This window comes from Bacillus sp. S10(2024) (assembly GCF_050473865.1).
Classification (GTDB): Bacteria; Bacillota; Bacilli; order Bacillales; family Bacillaceae_G; genus Bacillus_A.
On sequence record NZ_JBFLUR010000002.1, the window covers coordinates 4330182 to 4345099 of the forward strand.

Genomic DNA, 14918 nt, shown 5'->3' on the forward strand with positions numbered 1-14918 from the left:
CGCAGAAAATAGTTTGGGGATAACTACCCGTAAAAGCCCGATTGGTTCAACTAACCATCAGTGGGAAATGAAGAAAATCCCCACTGATGGAAGTTTCACTTTATTGCGTCTCTCTTGCTTACTTTCACTATAAGAGGGCATGCAAAATAGGGATGTGATATCTATCACAGTTCAACAGATTGTCAAAAAATTACGAGTGTGTAAGGGGAAAATCGAGAAGGTGTGACATTTTGCACATTGCAAAACACGGTGAGGGTGTAGAATAAAGAAAAAGAGCAGCATCTAAATGAGATGCTACTCAATACTACAAATAGAAGTAGGACAATCTTCACAAGAGATTGCACATTTTAAAAAGTGTAAATTATGAATGGTGATTTTTCCTTTATGAATCGAAATAATGTCTTGTTTTTTTAAATCATTTAACATGCGATTGACACTTTCACGGGAGGTTGCACAGAAGTTTGCAAGCTCTTGATTCGTTAATGGAAGATCGATAAGAATACCATCTTCTTTTAAAATGCCATAACTATTCGTCATGCGAATGAGAGTGGAGTAGAGTGCGCCCTTTTTGCCATGCAATACTAAATCACGAAACTTCGTTTGCATTCTTCGTAAATGTTCACTAACCCACCTCATAAATTCAAAGGCAAGAGCTGGTTTTTCCAGCAATGCTTTTTCTAATGCATCCCGCTTAATGACGCCAATTTCTGCATGTTCAAGCACTTTTGCATTTAATAAATATTTGGCGTCTTCCGTAAATAATGTAAGCTCCCCAATAATATCATTCTCCGAACAAATGCGCAGTGTCAATTCTTGACCGTCGGCGCTAATTTTACTAATTTGTACTTTTCCTGAGTGAATAATATATAGTTCTTTTGCCTCCATACCTTCTTGGAAAATATAATGGGATTTGTTTATTTGCATTTTATATTCAACAGATGCGAGTAATTCTTTTAAATCATTTGATAATGCAGTACTGTTTGCCACAGCAATCACCCCTTTTTTTCCGAATAGTCTATTTCTTATTTTGAATATAAATATAGTAAAAATGCAAGAGATTTTTTCCTTTGCCTAATTGTGAACAGTTTTTGAACACATTTGTGAAGAATGTTTGAATGAGGAAATTGATGTGAGAAATATCACAACATAGATTGTTGTTCTTTTTTATGATGAAGACAAATGAAAGACAGCCAAAAAAAGATAAAGTGTAAGAGCAAAAACACCCTAGTTTAAAAATATATTATAATAGAATAAAAGTAGACATACAGCAAGAAGGAGGGGTGAAGATGACTGAGAAGATTATAGATGTATGGCAGCGTCCACTTCAAGATTTACGCATTTCTGTCATTGATCGTTGTAATTTTCGGTGTACGTATTGTATGCCAGCCGAAGTGTTTGGACCAGATTATGCATTTTTAAAAGAAGAGTTTCTACTTACGTTTGACGAGATTGAGCGATTAGCTATGCTTTTTGTTCGTATGGGCGTAAGAAAAATTCGCTTAACTGGCGGCGAACCGTTACTTCGTAAAGATTTACCACAGCTTATTAAACGTCTTGTAAAAATAGAAGGTTTAACAGATATTGGACTAACGACAAATGGCATTCATTTAACAAAGCAAGCAAAGGCATTGAAAGAAGCCGGTTTACAGCGAGTAAACGTCAGCTTAGATGCGTTAGATGATGATGTATTTCGACGTATTAATGGCCGCAATGTAAGCACAAAACCTGTATTACGAGGAATTGAAGAAGCAAAATCCGCTGGCTTAGATGTAAAAATCAATATGGTCGTGAAAAAGGGCATGAATGATAACCAAATTTTGAAGATGGCCGCTTATTGTAAAGAGCGGTGCATCCCTCTTCGCTTTATCGAATTTATGGATGTTGGAAGTACGAACGGCTGGAATTTTAAACAAGTTATTACGAAGAAAGAGTTAATCGATATGATTGGACATACGTATCCAATTGAACCGATAGATCCTCATTATTTCGGTGAAGTAGCCAAGCGATATCGATATGTTGGAACTGAAGCCGAAGTTGGTTTTATTACTTCTGTTTCTGAATCGTTTTGTTCTTCTTGTACGCGAGCGCGCATTTCAGCAGAAGGTCAGTTGTATACTTGTTTATTTGCAACGACAGGAACAGATTTACGAGCGCTGATCCGTGGTGGAGTAGATGATGAGGAATTGTTTCAAATCGTGAAAGATGTGTGGAATAAGCGTAATGATCGTTATTCAGATGAACGAACGGAAGAAAGTGTAAATAACCGCCCGAAAATTGAAATGTCATATATTGGCGGATAGGGAGAAGGGGTTAAGATGCAAGAGCGGTACTCACGGCAAATACTATTTTCTGAGATAGGGGAAGCTGGTCAGCGCAATTTAAGTGAAAAACACGTATTCATTATCGGTGCTGGTGCACTTGGTACAGCAAATGCTGAAGCGCTTGTTCGGGCTGGAGTTGGCAAGTTGACGATTGCTGATCGAGATTATGTCGAATGGAGCAATTTGCAAAGGCAGCAATTATATACAGAAGAAGATGCAAAGGGCTATGTGCCAAAAGCAGTTGCAGCGGCGCAGCATTTAAGACGAATTAATTCTGAGGTAGATATTGAGCCAGTTGTAACAGATGTAACGGTGCAAGAAATCGAGCGGCTTGTGCAAAACGTGGATGTTATGATCGACGCGACGGATAATTTCGATACACGTCTTCTTATCAATGATATTTCACAAAAGTATAGCGTTCCGTGGATATATGGTGGCTGTGTTGGGAGTTACGGTGTAACGTATACGATTATCCCAGGGAAAACACCGTGCTTTCGCTGTTTAATGGAACATCCAACGAGCGGAGCAACGTGTGATACAGCAGGAATTATTCAACCAGCCGTGCAAATGGTCGTTGCTTATCAAGTTGCTGAAGCTTTAAAAATATTAGTTGGAGACTTTGCAGCACTAAGGGAAACGATGGTATCATTTGATCTTTGGAACAATCAATATATGGCATTTAAAGTAAACCGGCAGAAAAAAGAAAACTGTCTATCATGCGGCAAACTTCGTACATATCCAAGCTTAACATTTGAAGCGCAAACGAAAACAGAAGTATTATGCGGCCGTAATACGGTTCAAGTACGTCCAGGCATAAATCAGCCTCTTAACTTAGAAGAAATAGAAAAGCGCTTACAAAAAAGCGTGCCAGTACAGAGGACGCCATACTTATTATCCTTTCATACTGATGAATATCGTTTTGTTTTATTTCAAGATGGTCGGGCCTTTGTTCATGGTACAAATGATATACAAGTGGCAAAACGATTATATGCGCGTTATATAGGGTGAATCCAAAGGGAACACCCCCTTGGATTAAGACTGATTTCTTATATAATCACCGCTTTTGCCACCTGTTTTTTCAGACAGGTATGTTTCACCGATAATCATGCCTTTGTCGACAGCCTTACACATGTCATATACGGTAAGAGCGGTAGCGGAAGCAGAAGTTAAGGCTTCCATTTCAACGCCGGTGCTGCCTTCTGTTTTTACTTTTACTTCAATAAGTAAACGATATTGTTCATCTGCAATATGCCAGTCAAAGGAAATATCAACACCTTTTAGAAGTAGTGGATGACACATCGGAATAATATCAGAAGTGCGCTTTGCGGCCATAATACCAGCGATTTGTGCAACGGCTAGGACATCGCCTTTTCCGATTTCATTATGAGTGATTTTATCATAAATTTCTTTTGTCACAATGATGCTTGAACGAGCGATAGCTGTGCGTACAGTAACTTTTTTGTCGCTAATATCCACCATCTTGGCGCGGCCTTGGTCGTTAAAATGAGTAAATGAAGACATGAAATTCCTCCTTGAAGTAATTGCTATTATGATTAGCATTGTACAACAATAAGTGTAATAAAGATGTGATATTTTGCAAATATGGGGTGAAAATGATGCTAGAAAAACGAATACCAATTGCTGTTAGCGATGCAGTAGCGCGTGTGATGGAGTATGCACAGCGCGGAGAAATTGAGCGCGTACCACTTACGGAAAGTTATAGACGAATTCTTGGGGAAGATGTAACTGCTGATCATGATGTGCCTCATTTTGACCGATCGCCGTACGATGGTTTTGCAGTTCGGGCAGAAGATACGAAGAAAGCAAGTTATGAACATCCGGCCGAGTTTGAAGTTGTTGGAGAAATTGGAGCTGGTTCTGTTTTTACAGAGGAAGTGAAGGCATTTCAGGCGGTGCGAATTATGACTGGTGCAGCAATTCCAACTGGTTGTGATGCGGTTGTCATGCTGGAGCTTACGGAAGGATCCCAAAAAGACGAAAAGACATATATGAAATTGAAGCGTCCGTTTCAGTCAGGCGATAATATTTCTCGTAAGGGTGAAGATGTAAGGAAGCATCATGTACTTGTTGAAAAAGGAACGATGGTTAATCCAGGAGTGGCAGCGCTTCTTGCAACGTTTGGTTATAGTGAAGTAGCTGTCATAAAGCGTCCGGTTATTGGAATTGTGACGACAGGAAGTGAATTGTTAGAAGTTCATGAGCCGCTTGAACCAGGGAAAATTCGCAACAGTAACTCATATATGATCGGTGCGCAAATTATGCAAGCAGGAGGAACGGTTCGATATTATGGCCAATTTGCGGATGACTTTGATACTTGTTATGAGATGGTAAAAAAGACAATGGAAGAAGTCGATATTCTCATTACGACAGGCGGTGTGTCAGTTGGTGATTATGACTACTTGCCAGCTATTTATGAAAAGCTTGGAGCGAACGTACTGTTCAATAAAGTCGCGATGCGTCCGGGAAGTGTAACGACAGTAGCAGAAGTAAATGGAAAGTTATTGTTTGGATTATCAGGGAATCCATCTGCTTGTTATGTTGGATTTGAATTGTTTGTACGTCCGGTTGTTCGAACATTTCTACAGATGAAAGAGCCTCATATGTACCGCAGCGATGCCGTTTTAATGAAGGGGTTCCCGAAAGCAAATCCATTTACACGCTTTGTTAGAGGGAAAGTAGAAATTGTAAACGGAAGGCTGCAAGTTGTGCCAGTTGGACTTGATAAATCCAGTGCGGTTTCTTCACTCGCTGATGCGAATGCGTTTATCGTTTTGCCAGGTGGCACGCGTGGTTTTGAAGAAGGTATGACAGTTACTGTCCTTTTATTAGACAGAGAGCAAGGAAGTGAGTGGCCATGGAAAGAGCCGTTCCAGTCTTACAAATCGTAGGGTATCAGAATAGCGGGAAGACAACATTGACAGAGAAGCTGATTAAAGCGTTAACAAATGAAGGTGTGAAAGTAGGAGCGATTAAGCATCATGGGCACGGAGGATATCCAGAATTGCCCCTGCAAAAAGATAGCGAACGTCATCGCCTGGCTGGAGCAATTGTCAACGCAGTGGAAGGGGATGGATTATTGTCTTTATCCGCTGAGCGCGACTGGTCTTTAGAAAAAATCATTCGTTTGTATACGTGTTTTGAAGCGGAAGTCATAATCGTTGAAGGATATAAAAAAGAACGATATCCAAAAGTTGTTTTACTTCGGTTAGAGGAAGATGCTTCTTTATTAGAAAGTGTCGAAAATGTGATTGCTGTTATTACATGGAATAAGGCTCTAAAAACAGGGCAAGAACATTATCAAGTCTTCCATATAACAGAAGATGAAAAGTATATAAATTGGTTCGTACAAAGAATGAGGGATACAAAATGACAAATACGTATTTTGAAGTAGTAGATACACCGATTTCTATTGAAGAAGTAGCGCAGAAAGTGATTCACCGTGAATGCGGCGCTGTGACGACATTTATTGGTACAGTGCGAGAATTTACGAAAGGACGCCGTACGCTTTACTTAGAATATGCTGCGTACCGTTCGATGGCTGAAAAAATGCTTGCCAAAATTGGGGAAGAAACGAAGGAAAAGTGGCCAGGAACATATGTGGCAATTTCGCATCGCATCGGCACATTGCAAATTTCTGATATTGCGGTAGTTGTTGCTGTATCAACGCCGCACCGAAAAGCTGCATACGAGGCAAATGAGTACATTATGGAGCGAATTAAACAAATTGTTCCTATTTGGAAGAAAGAGTTTTGGGAAGACGGTGAGAAGTGGATTGGCGATCAATTAGAGCAAACATCGTATCCAAACGGAGAGCCAGGAAAGGAGAATGTAGAATGATTACAGTGTTATTATTTTCTCATTTACAAGAAGAAGCTGGAACACACCAATTACAAATTGATGTACAAAACCTTACGGTAGCAGAGCTGAAGGAGCTTGTAACGAAAGACTACAATGTTTCCCTTTCACAGCACATAATGGTAGCAATTAATGAAGAGTATGCAAATGAAGACGATATGATTCAAGATGGTGATGTTGTTGCGTTGATTCCACCGGTAAGCGGCGGGTGATTCTTTCCTGCCTAATCATGATAAAGTGAAACTTCCATCAGTGGGGGCTTTATCCCCCACTGATGGTTAGTTGAACCAATCGGGCTTTTACGGGCAGTTATCCTTCACCTATCTTCTTCGCTTCTCTCAATCTTGAGGTGGAGGATTATTGCCCGCGAATAGCGGGAAAGAGCGTGATTAGGCAGGAGGGAAGCAATAGAAAATGTGAAATATTGCACAAATAGGGGGAGAGATTAATGAAAAATCAGAATTTTCAGTTAGGGTTACAAACTTCAAATCTTATACTTGGCTTTATGGTATGGGTGATTTTATCTTCTTTAATGCCATTTATTAAAGCAGACATTGCATTAACAGCAGGACAGATTTCTCTTGTCACGGCAGTACCGGTAATTTTAGGTTCTATTCTTCGCATTCCAATTGGTTACTGGACCAATCGTTACGGAGCAAGAAAACTATTCTTTATTAGTTTTATTATTCTATTATTCCCTGTCTTTTATATTAGTATAGCAACATCGATGCTAGATTTAATTATTGGCGGTTTATTTGCCGGAGTTGGCGGCGCGGTATTCTCTGTAGGGGTAACATCTCTTCTGAAATACTATCCGAAAGAAAAGCATGGTTTTGTAAACGGAATATACGGAATAGGAAATATAGGAACAGCGGTTACATCCTTTCTTGCACCAGTACTTGCAACTTCATTTGGCTGGAGAACAACGGTACAAATGTATTTAATCTTACTCGCTGCATTTGCATTAGCAAACTTCCTGTTAGGAGATCGTAACGAGAAAAAGGTAAATACATCATTAACGGAACAAATTAAAGGTGTATATAAAAATGAAAAACTTTGGTTCTTATGTATTTTCTACTTCTTAACGTTTGGTTCGTTCGTCGCATTTACAGTTTATTTACCGAACTTCCTTGTATCTCACTTTGGCTTAGCGAAAGTAGATGCTGGATTACGTACAGCTGGTTTTATCGCCTTAGCAACAATCATGCGTCCAATTGGGGGCTGGCTCGGCGACAAATTTAATCCATTTAAAATTTTAATCTTTGTCTTTACCGGTTTAACATTAGCAGGAATTATTTTATCATTTATGCCAAAGATGAATGTATACACATTCGGATGTTTATTAGTTGCTTTTTGCGCTGGTACTGGAAATGGAACAATCTTTAAACTTGTACCAATGTATTTCTCCAAGCAAGCTGGTATTGTAAATGGTCTTGTATCGGCACTTGGCGGACTTGGTGGTTTCTTCCCGCCATTAATCTTAACGTTATTATTCCAACTAACAGGCCATTATGCAATTGGGTTTATGGCGTTATCAGAAGTAGCGCTTGCTTGTTTAGTTATTACTGTTTGGATGTATAGTCAAGAGAAGTTAGTTGCGATGTTACAGCATAGATAAAGAGTAGAAGAGGGTGTTTCCAAGTTGCGATTTTGGAGACATCTTTTTAAATTTTTTAGGAGAGATTGTTCATAGAAAGCTCTCACCAATCAGGCTCTCCTTTTCTAAAAGCAGTAGGATAAATTTGAGAGGAATTATCTCGATCGTATAAGCATACTAGTTTATAGAGTTTATCTTTATGCATAAGGGGAATGAAGAGAATGGATAGAGTGAACAGGGTGGGAAAAGATGATTTTGTTTCTGGTTTTGTGCCACATCATAACCATGGGTCAGTGGATTATACATCTGTTGTGGGCGGGCATGTACATCAATGCCTAGATGTAACATCTCCCCCCATTAAGACACAAGAGGGCGGGCATATACATTATACAGAAGGATATGTATTGTTCGAAGATGGACATACACACTATTACAAGGCGTATTCAGGACCAGCAATTCCAGTTGGAAACGGAATGCATGTTCATTATTACGATTTTTATACGACGGAAAATAATGGGCATAAACACCATGTTAAGGGAGTGGATCAGCCTGCCCCGGGTGATAAATAAAGTGAAACTTCCGTTCGGAGATGCCTTTTCTCCGAATGGTCAGTTGAACCAATCGGGCGCATGCCAGCAGTTATCCCCCACTTATCTTCTTTGCTTTTCTCTGCATCTTGAGGTGGGGTTTTACTGCCCACGATTAGAGGGATCAAGTTATGTTAAATGGCAGCTTGTTTTTGTTCTTAATAATTAAAGCGCCAGCGCCTAATAGTAGCTTCAGGACAGAAGAAATCACGTTGGAGTCGTCTGTTTGGTAAATAAATTAGAATTATTATTATTTATGTTGTGATGAATAGAAAGAATAAGATTATTTTTATAGCCAGACTGAACTTTTATTGCTGGTATTTTTACATATATCTATTCATAGGAATAGAACTAGCATAGTATTTACTGGAGGGATTGAGAATGGATAGATTACATCCTGATACGGGTGTTACATCTGGAGCGTTTGTTGAACGATCATTAAATGAAATTCGTTTTTGGTCTAGAATCATGAAAGAGCATTCTTTATTTCTTCGATTGGGGTTTAGATGTGAGGATACTCAACTAATCCAAGAGGCTAATCAATTTTACCGATTGTTTGAACATATCGAACAAATTGCGCATTCCTATACAAACCAAACAGATCCTGAGCAAATAAAAAGATTTAATTCAGAAGTACAACAAGCTGCAACTAATATTTTCGGATTTAAACGAAAAATTCTAGGATTAATTCTCACATGTAAATTGCCAGGGCAAAATAATTTTCCACTGTTAGTTGATCATACAAGTAGGGAAGCTGATTATTTTAGAAATCGTTTAATTGAATTAAATGAGGGTAAATTGAATGCTCTTCCTGATGCCATTATTAAAGAAAATGTTTTCTTTTTAAGGATTATGGCAGACCATGCTAAATTTATTGGTCATCTTCTTGATCCATCGGAAAGAAAGCTTGTAGATATGGCCCGGAATTTCAGTAATGATTTTGATGAATTGATGTATCAAGCAATTGACTTAGAATCTATGAAACCACAATCTCAAACAGTGCCTCTTTTAGATCAATTTCTGGATCAAAATCGTGTGTCAGTCACATCTCTTCGGGACTTTAAGAAAACGGCACGTGATTTAATCGAGCAATGTAAAATAAAGAGTATCATTCACCCACTATTAGCAGACCATGTTTTCCGTGAAGCTGATAGATTCCTTGAAATAATTGATATGTTTGATGCGCATCTTACAAGCGTTAAATCACAATCTAGAATGTAATTAATCCTTTACTAGCGGATCACGTTGTAAGAGAAGCGAAGCATTTCCTCTTTATGATTCACGCTTTAGAACAGCGATTAAAACTAAAACAAATGGAGCAATTCGGACAGTAATCATATAGCTAGGATTCTCTAGTTTTAATATGGATATTGAATTATACTCTACAAACCTTTATTATGAATATATTGGATGTTATGTATTATTTTGGATTTTTGTTTTTTGACATATCAATTGCAAGATTTGCGTTGGCTTTTATGTCAATTGTATATACATAGTAAAGGTGGATTTACATGTTCTTTCAGAAATATAAAGGTTTAATTCTTGCAGTAGCTGGTGCTGTTATTTACATGGTCACAACACTTTATTTTCAAGATTTAGAATATGTATATAGATTGTGTATCAAAATATTTGCGGGAATCATGATAATTGTTGGAGGGATTATGATCGAGGATTCAAATCGCTTCTATAAAAAGCAGAGAGATAACAATGTATGACATATGATCGTTTAAAACGATACATGTACAGGAGAGTGCCTACCGAGTATAAACTTGGAGGCGCTTTGTTTTGTTTATAAAATAAAAAGGAGAATAGTGTATGAAAGCAAGGTACATCGTTCAATTCGGGATAGCAATTATCTTCTTCAGCGTTTCCGCTCTTATTAGTTGGTACGAAGGAAGTAATCTAATCGAGGATTCATTTGAATGGAAATATTCCGCTAAGTTTACGAATTATTTTAAAGGGCCAGTTTCAAATTATGACGACATTTTGCAAATCGATTTTTTTGTATATGCAGCTAAATTTTATCCGGTGCCAGTACTAATTATGGTTGCGAGTTTTGGGTATATATTGTTTTTAAGTATGTATCTTATTTTGAAGAAAAGAGGCATTTATAAAGTTTAGAAGTAGTTATGTATACTGATAATCTGCTTTTTTTCGAAAACAAATGAGCGTTTCACACATTTCATTCCTACTTTTTCATAATGTTTGTGAAGTAAAAAGAAATCAAATTTATCCTCATAAAAGGATATAATCTGATTTCTTTTTTTATTTCTGTTATTGTCCTTCTCGCTGTGCCTTTCTTCGCAAGAACCAAGCTCCAAGGAGTGCAAGCGCTCCAGTGATTCCAGTTGTTTCAACAGCAGAACCTGTTTGTGGAAGTGATTGGGATTTCGTTGAGTTGTTAACTTGACCTGTTCCATTTGTGTTACTGTTATTAGAATTATTATTGTTATTCCCATTTCCATTGTTATTAGAGTTGTTATTGCCGTTGTTGGAATTTCCGTTATTATTGTTATTCCCATTTCCATTGTTTGTATTATCTGTTTGTGAGAATACTAGTTTTGTTGATTCACTCTCTAACCATTTATCAGTCTTTTTGTATCGAATGAGAGCTTTTTTACCTTCTTCGACTGAAAGCTGTCCATTAATTATGAAATCATGCCATGTTTTTCCTTCATCAAGAGAGTATTCCATATGTTGAGTTACGCCTAAAATCTTCTTGTTGTTCATATTAGCAAGGACAACTGGTGCATCTGGACGATCACTGTGAGTGGAGAATTGATAATCAAAATAATAACCAAAAGCCTCTTGTCCATTATCAGGCTTAAAATCTTGCTGTAACAATTCAAGATGCTTTTTCGCAAATGGTCCATTTTTTAAATCAAATTTATTTTCTACGATATTTAAATAAGAAAGTTTGGATGTGTTTAAGCTAGGCAAATCATTCAGTGCATTGTTATTTAATTGGATATTGTGAAGTATTACGTTTGGATTGAACTGTATAGAAGAAAGTGCATTGTGTTCTGCAAGGAGAGTGTGCAATGCAACTTGATTTTCTAAATTCAAATTTGTTAGATTGTTGTTAGATACATCAAGTGTGTCTAGTTTCGATTCTTTTGGTAAACGTAATTCTTTTATACCATTATGTACAGCTGACAGAGCAGTTAATTTCGTTTGGTTAGATACATCTAATATAGCAATTTGATTGTTTTCTAAATGCAATAATTGTAAATCTTTATTTTCAGGTAATGAAAGGGCATTGATTCCTAAGTTGCTTATAGCTAAGTGCTTCAGTTTCTTATTGTTTGATAGATCAATAGAAAGAGACGATTTAGGTAATGCCTCGTTTACCTTTTTATTTGCATCCAAATTGAGCTCTTCTAAATTTGGTAATAAGTGAAATCCTTGTAAGGAAGTGAATGTTCCCTCATTCGTAATGTCAAGCGCTGTTACTTGCTGTAATTCTTCTTCTGTTACTTTATCATCAATTTTCTTTCCAAGCTCACTAGCAATTGCACTGGCAATGGTTGCGTCAGGGAATAGTTCTGAAATTGTTTGTTTTGTTTGTGCTTGCTGGTTTGTTTCCTCTTTTAATTTTTCTTCTTTTGTAGGTGCCGTTTGCTGAGGTGTTGGTTTATTCTCTTGAGAAGGTGGAGCGGCTGGTTTGCTTTTTTCTTGTACAGGTTTCGTTTGTTCAGTTGACTTTTGTTCTTGTACAGGTTTTGTTTGTTCAGTTTGCTGTTGTTGTTCGGACTTGGATTCTTGCTTTTGCACAGTTTCAGAAGCATTCGTTTGTTTTGATTCAAGTTCTTTCTGAGTTACATTTTCTTTTTTTTCTTCTGAAGTAACAGTCTTTGTTTCGTTCGTTTGAGCAAACGTACTCATAGGTTGCAGTAATAAGGATGTAGCTGCGACTGCTGGTAAAGCGTATTTTTTCTTCACTAGAAACCACCTCTGAATTTTGAATTTTTTTAAAACTCTACAAGAAATTTATACCAAAAATTACAATATTAATCAATATAATTACATTTTTTGTAGATTTTTCTGTATATGTAGCGAAATTTTACTCTATACCAACCTTAATTGTAGTTACTAGTTTTAGATGTATATTGCTAAGTGTGGATATCACTTTGAAAAGACAGGGTACTTATGAATACAGAAGGGTTGCGCTCCGGTGACTAAAGCGGTAAGCTCGCTAATGAAATTGGAATTCCACGGCACGTCTCCCTTTTTTCACAGCATATCCCCTTAATTTTCATTCATAAAATAAAAAATCCCTAATACAATAAACCAATCCGTTCTTTTTCGAAAGGAGGGGTGGGAGATGAGCCGTACAATTAAAATTGATATTACCGATAAGGTAGTGGCGAAATTTAAGACAGATTATTTGGAATTATACTCTAATAAATTTATGATTGGTAAGTTTTATGTCTATACTGAAGAAAAGCAGTATATATTAGAAGATGGTTACTTATATGAAGATGGTAAGTTTTATCGCATCATTGATACGCGCCGAGATAACAGTCCAGCAGTAGAAGGTTGTGACTTAGGATGGTGTTAATGTGATTCGCGTGAAGATCTTTGATGAAAGTCATGAAAAGGATTTAGAAGAGGCAATCAATGTCTTTTTGAAAAAAATGGACGAAGAACAAATTATAGATATTAAGTACCAAGTATCGGTTTCGAACAATGATGAAGAGAGTCAGATTTATTGTTTCTCTGCGATGGTTGTATATCGGTCTTAAATACAAAAAAGACGACTTCGCGTCGTCTTTTTTGTATTTATCTCGCTATTAGTGGGTAGTTTTCTTCCCTGCTCTTCTCTAGCCTTTACTGCCCGTTAATGCGGGATAAAAACCATTTTCGAAAACTTTGTCTGTTGCACTTCTTTCATAATGAATTTCAGAACATGTGATGCAATAGTACATTTCACCTATCTCTTTTATTTTTGTGAGTTTGAATTAAGTTTCTTATGTGAGCAGTGTATGAGGGAATATTGAGAGAAGTGCTTGTCACATGAAAAAAGTGTTGAGAATTTCTCAACACTTTTTTCTACAGTGCAGTGCCTTTTTGCTGCGGTGCAACTGTTTCTTGTTGTTTGGATTGTAAGCATACCCATGCAATAACTAAACTGATAACGGCTAATATAAATGTGCCGCTAAAGATAATATGAACACTAGAAGCGAGTACTTCTTGCGAACGCGCTGCAGTACTTCCATGTTCTGAAGTTACTAAATTTACATTTCCGTCTCCTGCGCTGTGGATGACTGTATTGAAAATGGTTCCAAATACTGCTGCACCTAGCGTTTGACTAAATGTATTAATAAATGTATTTAAACCGACTGCTGTTCCGCGTTTATTTGCAGGGACAGAAGCTTGAATTGTGACCATAAAGATTGGTGTCATAAGTCCCATTCCCATGCCGAACATCCCCATTGCAATGTAAATAAGAGCTGGATGTGAGTGAGTAGATAGCATAAATAATAAGAACGTTGCAGCGGATAAAATGCTGCCGCCAAGTACGATAATTTGTTTTGTTTGTAAACGGCCAACTAAGTTACCAGACATCATTGCACCAACTGTCCATAATACAGGAATTGGCATCAGAATCATACCAGCTTCCGTTGCATTTTTTCCTAATACCCCTTGTGTCCAAATCGGAAGGTACATTGTAATACTAATAATCATCGCACCAGCAATTAACGTTAATACGTTTATAATAGATACAGTTCGGTTAGCGAATAGCTCTAATGGAATTAATGGTTCTGGTGATTTTTTTTCTACAAGTAAGAAAAGAATAAATGCGAAACCGGCAAATACTAGCAGGCTGATAATTGTAATATCGCCCCAGTTTTGATGCTGACTTCCTGTTAGTAGTGCATAAAGTAAGGCGATCGTACTAAGTGAGAAGACAATTGCACCTGGATAATCGATATGATGTTTTGCTGGTTTGATGGATTCCTTATAAGAAATTGCAATCATCGCGCAAGCGAAGATTCCAAATGGAATGTTTAAGAAAAAGATATAACGCCAAGATAGTGAATCGACTAAAAAACCGCCAACTAGCGGCCCGACAACACCAGATACACCCCAAACAGCGCTCAACCAACCTTGGGCTTTTGCTCGATCTTTTGCTTCGCTATATAAGTCACCGATAATAGTCATTGTAATTGGCATAACAGCACCTGCTCCTACTCCTTGCAGGGCGCGGAACAGAATTAACTGCTCCATTGATGTTGCAACGCCGCATAATGTAGAGCCGATTAAAAAGATGGCAGCCCCAATTAATAATACTTTTTTACGTCCAAATAAATCTGCTAGCTTCCCGTAAATCGGAGTTGTTACTGCGGTTGCTAACATATAAATTGCATATACCCAGCTTACAAGTCCTACTCCTGAAAGTTCACTTGTGATACGAGGCACCGCTGTGCTAACAATCGTCCCTTCAACAGCGGAAAGAAACGTCATTAACATTAAAGATATCATTACTTTTTTTCTCATCTGTTTTCCCCTTTTGCTTTTTTACAATTACAAATG

Annotated in this window: 18 protein-coding genes and 1 pseudogene; 14 read left to right on the plus strand and 5 right to left on the minus strand. The window is 37.6% G+C overall.

What is annotated here, in order from left to right; all coding sequences use genetic code 11:
* Positions 1–294: 294 nt before the first annotated feature.
* A complete protein-coding gene (locus AB1280_RS22020; protein ID WP_272188539.1) occupies positions 295–987 on the minus strand; it encodes a Crp/Fnr family transcriptional regulator in 693 nt (230 codons plus the stop codon).
* 299 nt (positions 988–1286) lie between these two features.
* Here AB1280_RS22020 and moaA point away from each other — a divergent pair, with 299 nt between their 5' ends.
* Positions 1287–2300: a GTP 3',8-cyclase MoaA gene (gene moaA, locus AB1280_RS22025; RefSeq protein WP_429757009.1), complete on the plus strand. Its 1014-nt coding sequence runs from the start codon at positions 1287–1289 to the stop codon at positions 2298–2300.
* A gap of 15 nt (positions 2301–2315) precedes the next feature.
* On the plus strand, positions 2316–3329 hold the full coding sequence (locus tag AB1280_RS22030) for a molybdopterin-synthase adenylyltransferase MoeB (protein WP_429757010.1): 1014 nt from the start codon (positions 2316–2318) through the stop codon (positions 3327–3329).
* A gap of 24 nt (positions 3330–3353) precedes the next feature.
* On the opposite strand, the gene moaC is transcribed toward AB1280_RS22030, so the two are convergent.
* Complete coding sequence (gene moaC, locus AB1280_RS22035) at positions 3354–3842, minus strand: cyclic pyranopterin monophosphate synthase MoaC (protein WP_429757011.1); 489 nt, start codon at positions 3840–3842, stop codon at positions 3354–3356.
* A gap of 95 nt (positions 3843–3937) precedes the next feature.
* Between moaC and AB1280_RS22040 the strand changes: the two genes are divergently transcribed.
* From AB1280_RS22040 to AB1280_RS22085, 10 genes and pseudogenes are all read left to right on the plus strand, one after another.
* Positions 3938–5230: a molybdopterin molybdotransferase MoeA gene (locus AB1280_RS22040; RefSeq protein WP_429757012.1), complete on the plus strand. Its 1293-nt coding sequence runs from the start codon at positions 3938–3940 to the stop codon at positions 5228–5230.
* Positions 5191–5712 (plus strand): molybdopterin-guanine dinucleotide biosynthesis protein B, encoded by a 522-nt coding sequence (mobB, locus tag AB1280_RS22045; protein ID WP_429757013.1) that lies wholly within the window; start codon positions 5191–5193, stop codon positions 5710–5712. Before AB1280_RS22040 ends, mobB begins: the two co-directional genes overlap by 40 nt.
* Entirely contained in the window at positions 5709–6179 is a 471-nt protein-coding gene (locus AB1280_RS22050; protein ID WP_272188531.1) for a molybdenum cofactor biosynthesis protein MoaE, read from the plus strand. Before mobB ends, AB1280_RS22050 begins: the two co-directional genes overlap by 4 nt.
* Entirely contained in the window at positions 6176–6409 is a 234-nt protein-coding gene (gene moaD / locus AB1280_RS22055; RefSeq protein ID WP_272188529.1) for a molybdopterin converting factor subunit 1, read from the plus strand. Before AB1280_RS22050 ends, moaD begins: the two co-directional genes overlap by 4 nt.
* 236 nt (positions 6410–6645) lie before the next feature.
* Positions 6646–7815, plus strand: a complete 1170-nt coding sequence (locus AB1280_RS22060; protein ID WP_429757014.1) for a nitrate/nitrite transporter — start codon at positions 6646–6648, stop codon at positions 7813–7815.
* A gap of 209 nt (positions 7816–8024) precedes the next feature.
* A complete protein-coding gene (locus AB1280_RS22065; protein WP_272188724.1) occupies positions 8025–8363 on the plus strand; it encodes a YmaF family protein in 339 nt (112 codons plus the stop codon).
* A gap of 399 nt (positions 8364–8762) precedes the next feature.
* Entirely contained in the window at positions 8763–9602 is an 840-nt protein-coding gene (locus tag AB1280_RS22070) for a DUF2935 domain-containing protein (protein ID WP_429757015.1), read from the plus strand.
* A pseudogene (locus tag AB1280_RS22075) lies at positions 9596–9715 on the plus strand (DUF2935 domain-containing protein); the annotation flags it as partial. The gene AB1280_RS22070 and the pseudogene AB1280_RS22075, both read left to right, overlap by 7 nt.
* Positions 9716–9892: 177 nt before the next feature.
* Positions 9893–10096, plus strand: a complete 204-nt coding sequence (locus tag AB1280_RS22080) for a hypothetical protein (protein ID WP_429757016.1) — start codon at positions 9893–9895, stop codon at positions 10094–10096.
* Positions 10097–10196: 100 nt separating this feature from the next.
* Positions 10197–10502, plus strand: coding sequence for a YjdJ family protein (locus tag AB1280_RS22085; RefSeq protein ID WP_429757017.1), 306 nt, complete (start codon positions 10197–10199; stop codon positions 10500–10502).
* 153 nt (positions 10503–10655) lie between these two features.
* On the opposite strand, the gene AB1280_RS22090 is transcribed toward AB1280_RS22085, so the two are convergent.
* On the minus strand, positions 10656–12323 hold the full coding sequence (locus tag AB1280_RS22090; RefSeq protein WP_429757018.1) for an LPXTG cell wall anchor domain-containing protein: 1668 nt from the start codon (positions 12321–12323) through the stop codon (positions 10656–10658).
* Between the two features lie 382 nt (positions 12324–12705).
* On the opposite strand from AB1280_RS22090, the gene AB1280_RS22095 reads away from it, so the two are divergent.
* Both AB1280_RS22095 and AB1280_RS22100 read left to right on the plus strand, forming a co-directional pair.
* Positions 12706–12942: a DUF2553 family protein gene (locus tag AB1280_RS22095; protein ID WP_098915883.1), complete on the plus strand. Its 237-nt coding sequence runs from the start codon at positions 12706–12708 to the stop codon at positions 12940–12942.
* A gap of 1 nt (position 12943) precedes the next feature.
* On the plus strand, positions 12944–13126 hold the full coding sequence (locus AB1280_RS22100; protein WP_272188522.1) for a sporulation protein Cse60: 183 nt from the start codon (positions 12944–12946) through the stop codon (positions 13124–13126).
* Between the two features lie 78 nt (positions 13127–13204).
* Here AB1280_RS22100 and AB1280_RS22105 read toward each other — a convergent pair whose 3' ends face one another.
* Entirely contained in the window at positions 13205–13309 is a 105-nt protein-coding gene (locus tag AB1280_RS22105; RefSeq protein ID WP_272188521.1) for a DUF3973 domain-containing protein, read from the minus strand.
* Between the two features lie 124 nt (positions 13310–13433).
* The gene (locus tag AB1280_RS22110) at positions 13434–14882 is read right to left on the minus strand and encodes an MDR family MFS transporter (RefSeq protein WP_429757019.1); all 1449 of its coding nucleotides are present in this window, start codon (positions 14880–14882) and stop codon (positions 13434–13436) included.
* Positions 14883–14918: the final 36 nt, after the last annotated feature.

Bases quoted from the DNA above. Each gene is read 5' to 3' on its own strand.
- moaD (WP_272188529.1), top strand. From the start codon at position 6,176: ATGATTACAGTGTTATTATTTTCTCATTTACAAGAAGAAGCTGGAACA.
- AB1280_RS22085 (WP_429757017.1), top strand. From the start codon at position 10,197: ATGAAAGCAAGGTACATCGTTCAATTCGGGATAGCAATTATCTTCTTC.
- AB1280_RS22060 (WP_429757014.1), top strand. From the start codon at position 6,646: ATGAAAAATCAGAATTTTCAGTTAGGGTTACAAACTTCAAATCTTATA.
- moaA (WP_429757009.1), top strand. From the start codon at position 1,287: ATGACTGAGAAGATTATAGATGTATGGCAGCGTCCACTTCAAGATTTA.
- AB1280_RS22070 (WP_429757015.1), top strand. From the start codon at position 8,763: ATGGATAGATTACATCCTGATACGGGTGTTACATCTGGAGCGTTTGTT.
- AB1280_RS22030 (WP_429757010.1), top strand. From the start codon at position 2,316: ATGCAAGAGCGGTACTCACGGCAAATACTATTTTCTGAGATAGGGGAA.
- AB1280_RS22040 (WP_429757012.1), top strand. From the start codon at position 3,938: ATGCTAGAAAAACGAATACCAATTGCTGTTAGCGATGCAGTAGCGCGT.
- AB1280_RS22105 (WP_272188521.1), bottom strand. From the start codon at position 13,309: ATGTACTATTGCATCACATGTTCTGAAATTCATTATGAAAGAAGTGCA.
- AB1280_RS22080 (WP_429757016.1), top strand. From the start codon at position 9,893: ATGTTCTTTCAGAAATATAAAGGTTTAATTCTTGCAGTAGCTGGTGCT.
- AB1280_RS22050 (WP_272188531.1), top strand. From the start codon at position 5,709: ATGACAAATACGTATTTTGAAGTAGTAGATACACCGATTTCTATTGAA.
- AB1280_RS22095 (WP_098915883.1), top strand. From the start codon at position 12,706: ATGAGCCGTACAATTAAAATTGATATTACCGATAAGGTAGTGGCGAAA.
- moaC (WP_429757011.1), bottom strand. From the start codon at position 3,842: ATGTCTTCATTTACTCATTTTAACGACCAAGGCCGCGCCAAGATGGTG.
- AB1280_RS22110 (WP_429757019.1), bottom strand. From the start codon at position 14,882: ATGAGAAAAAAAGTAATGATATCTTTAATGTTAATGACGTTTCTTTCC.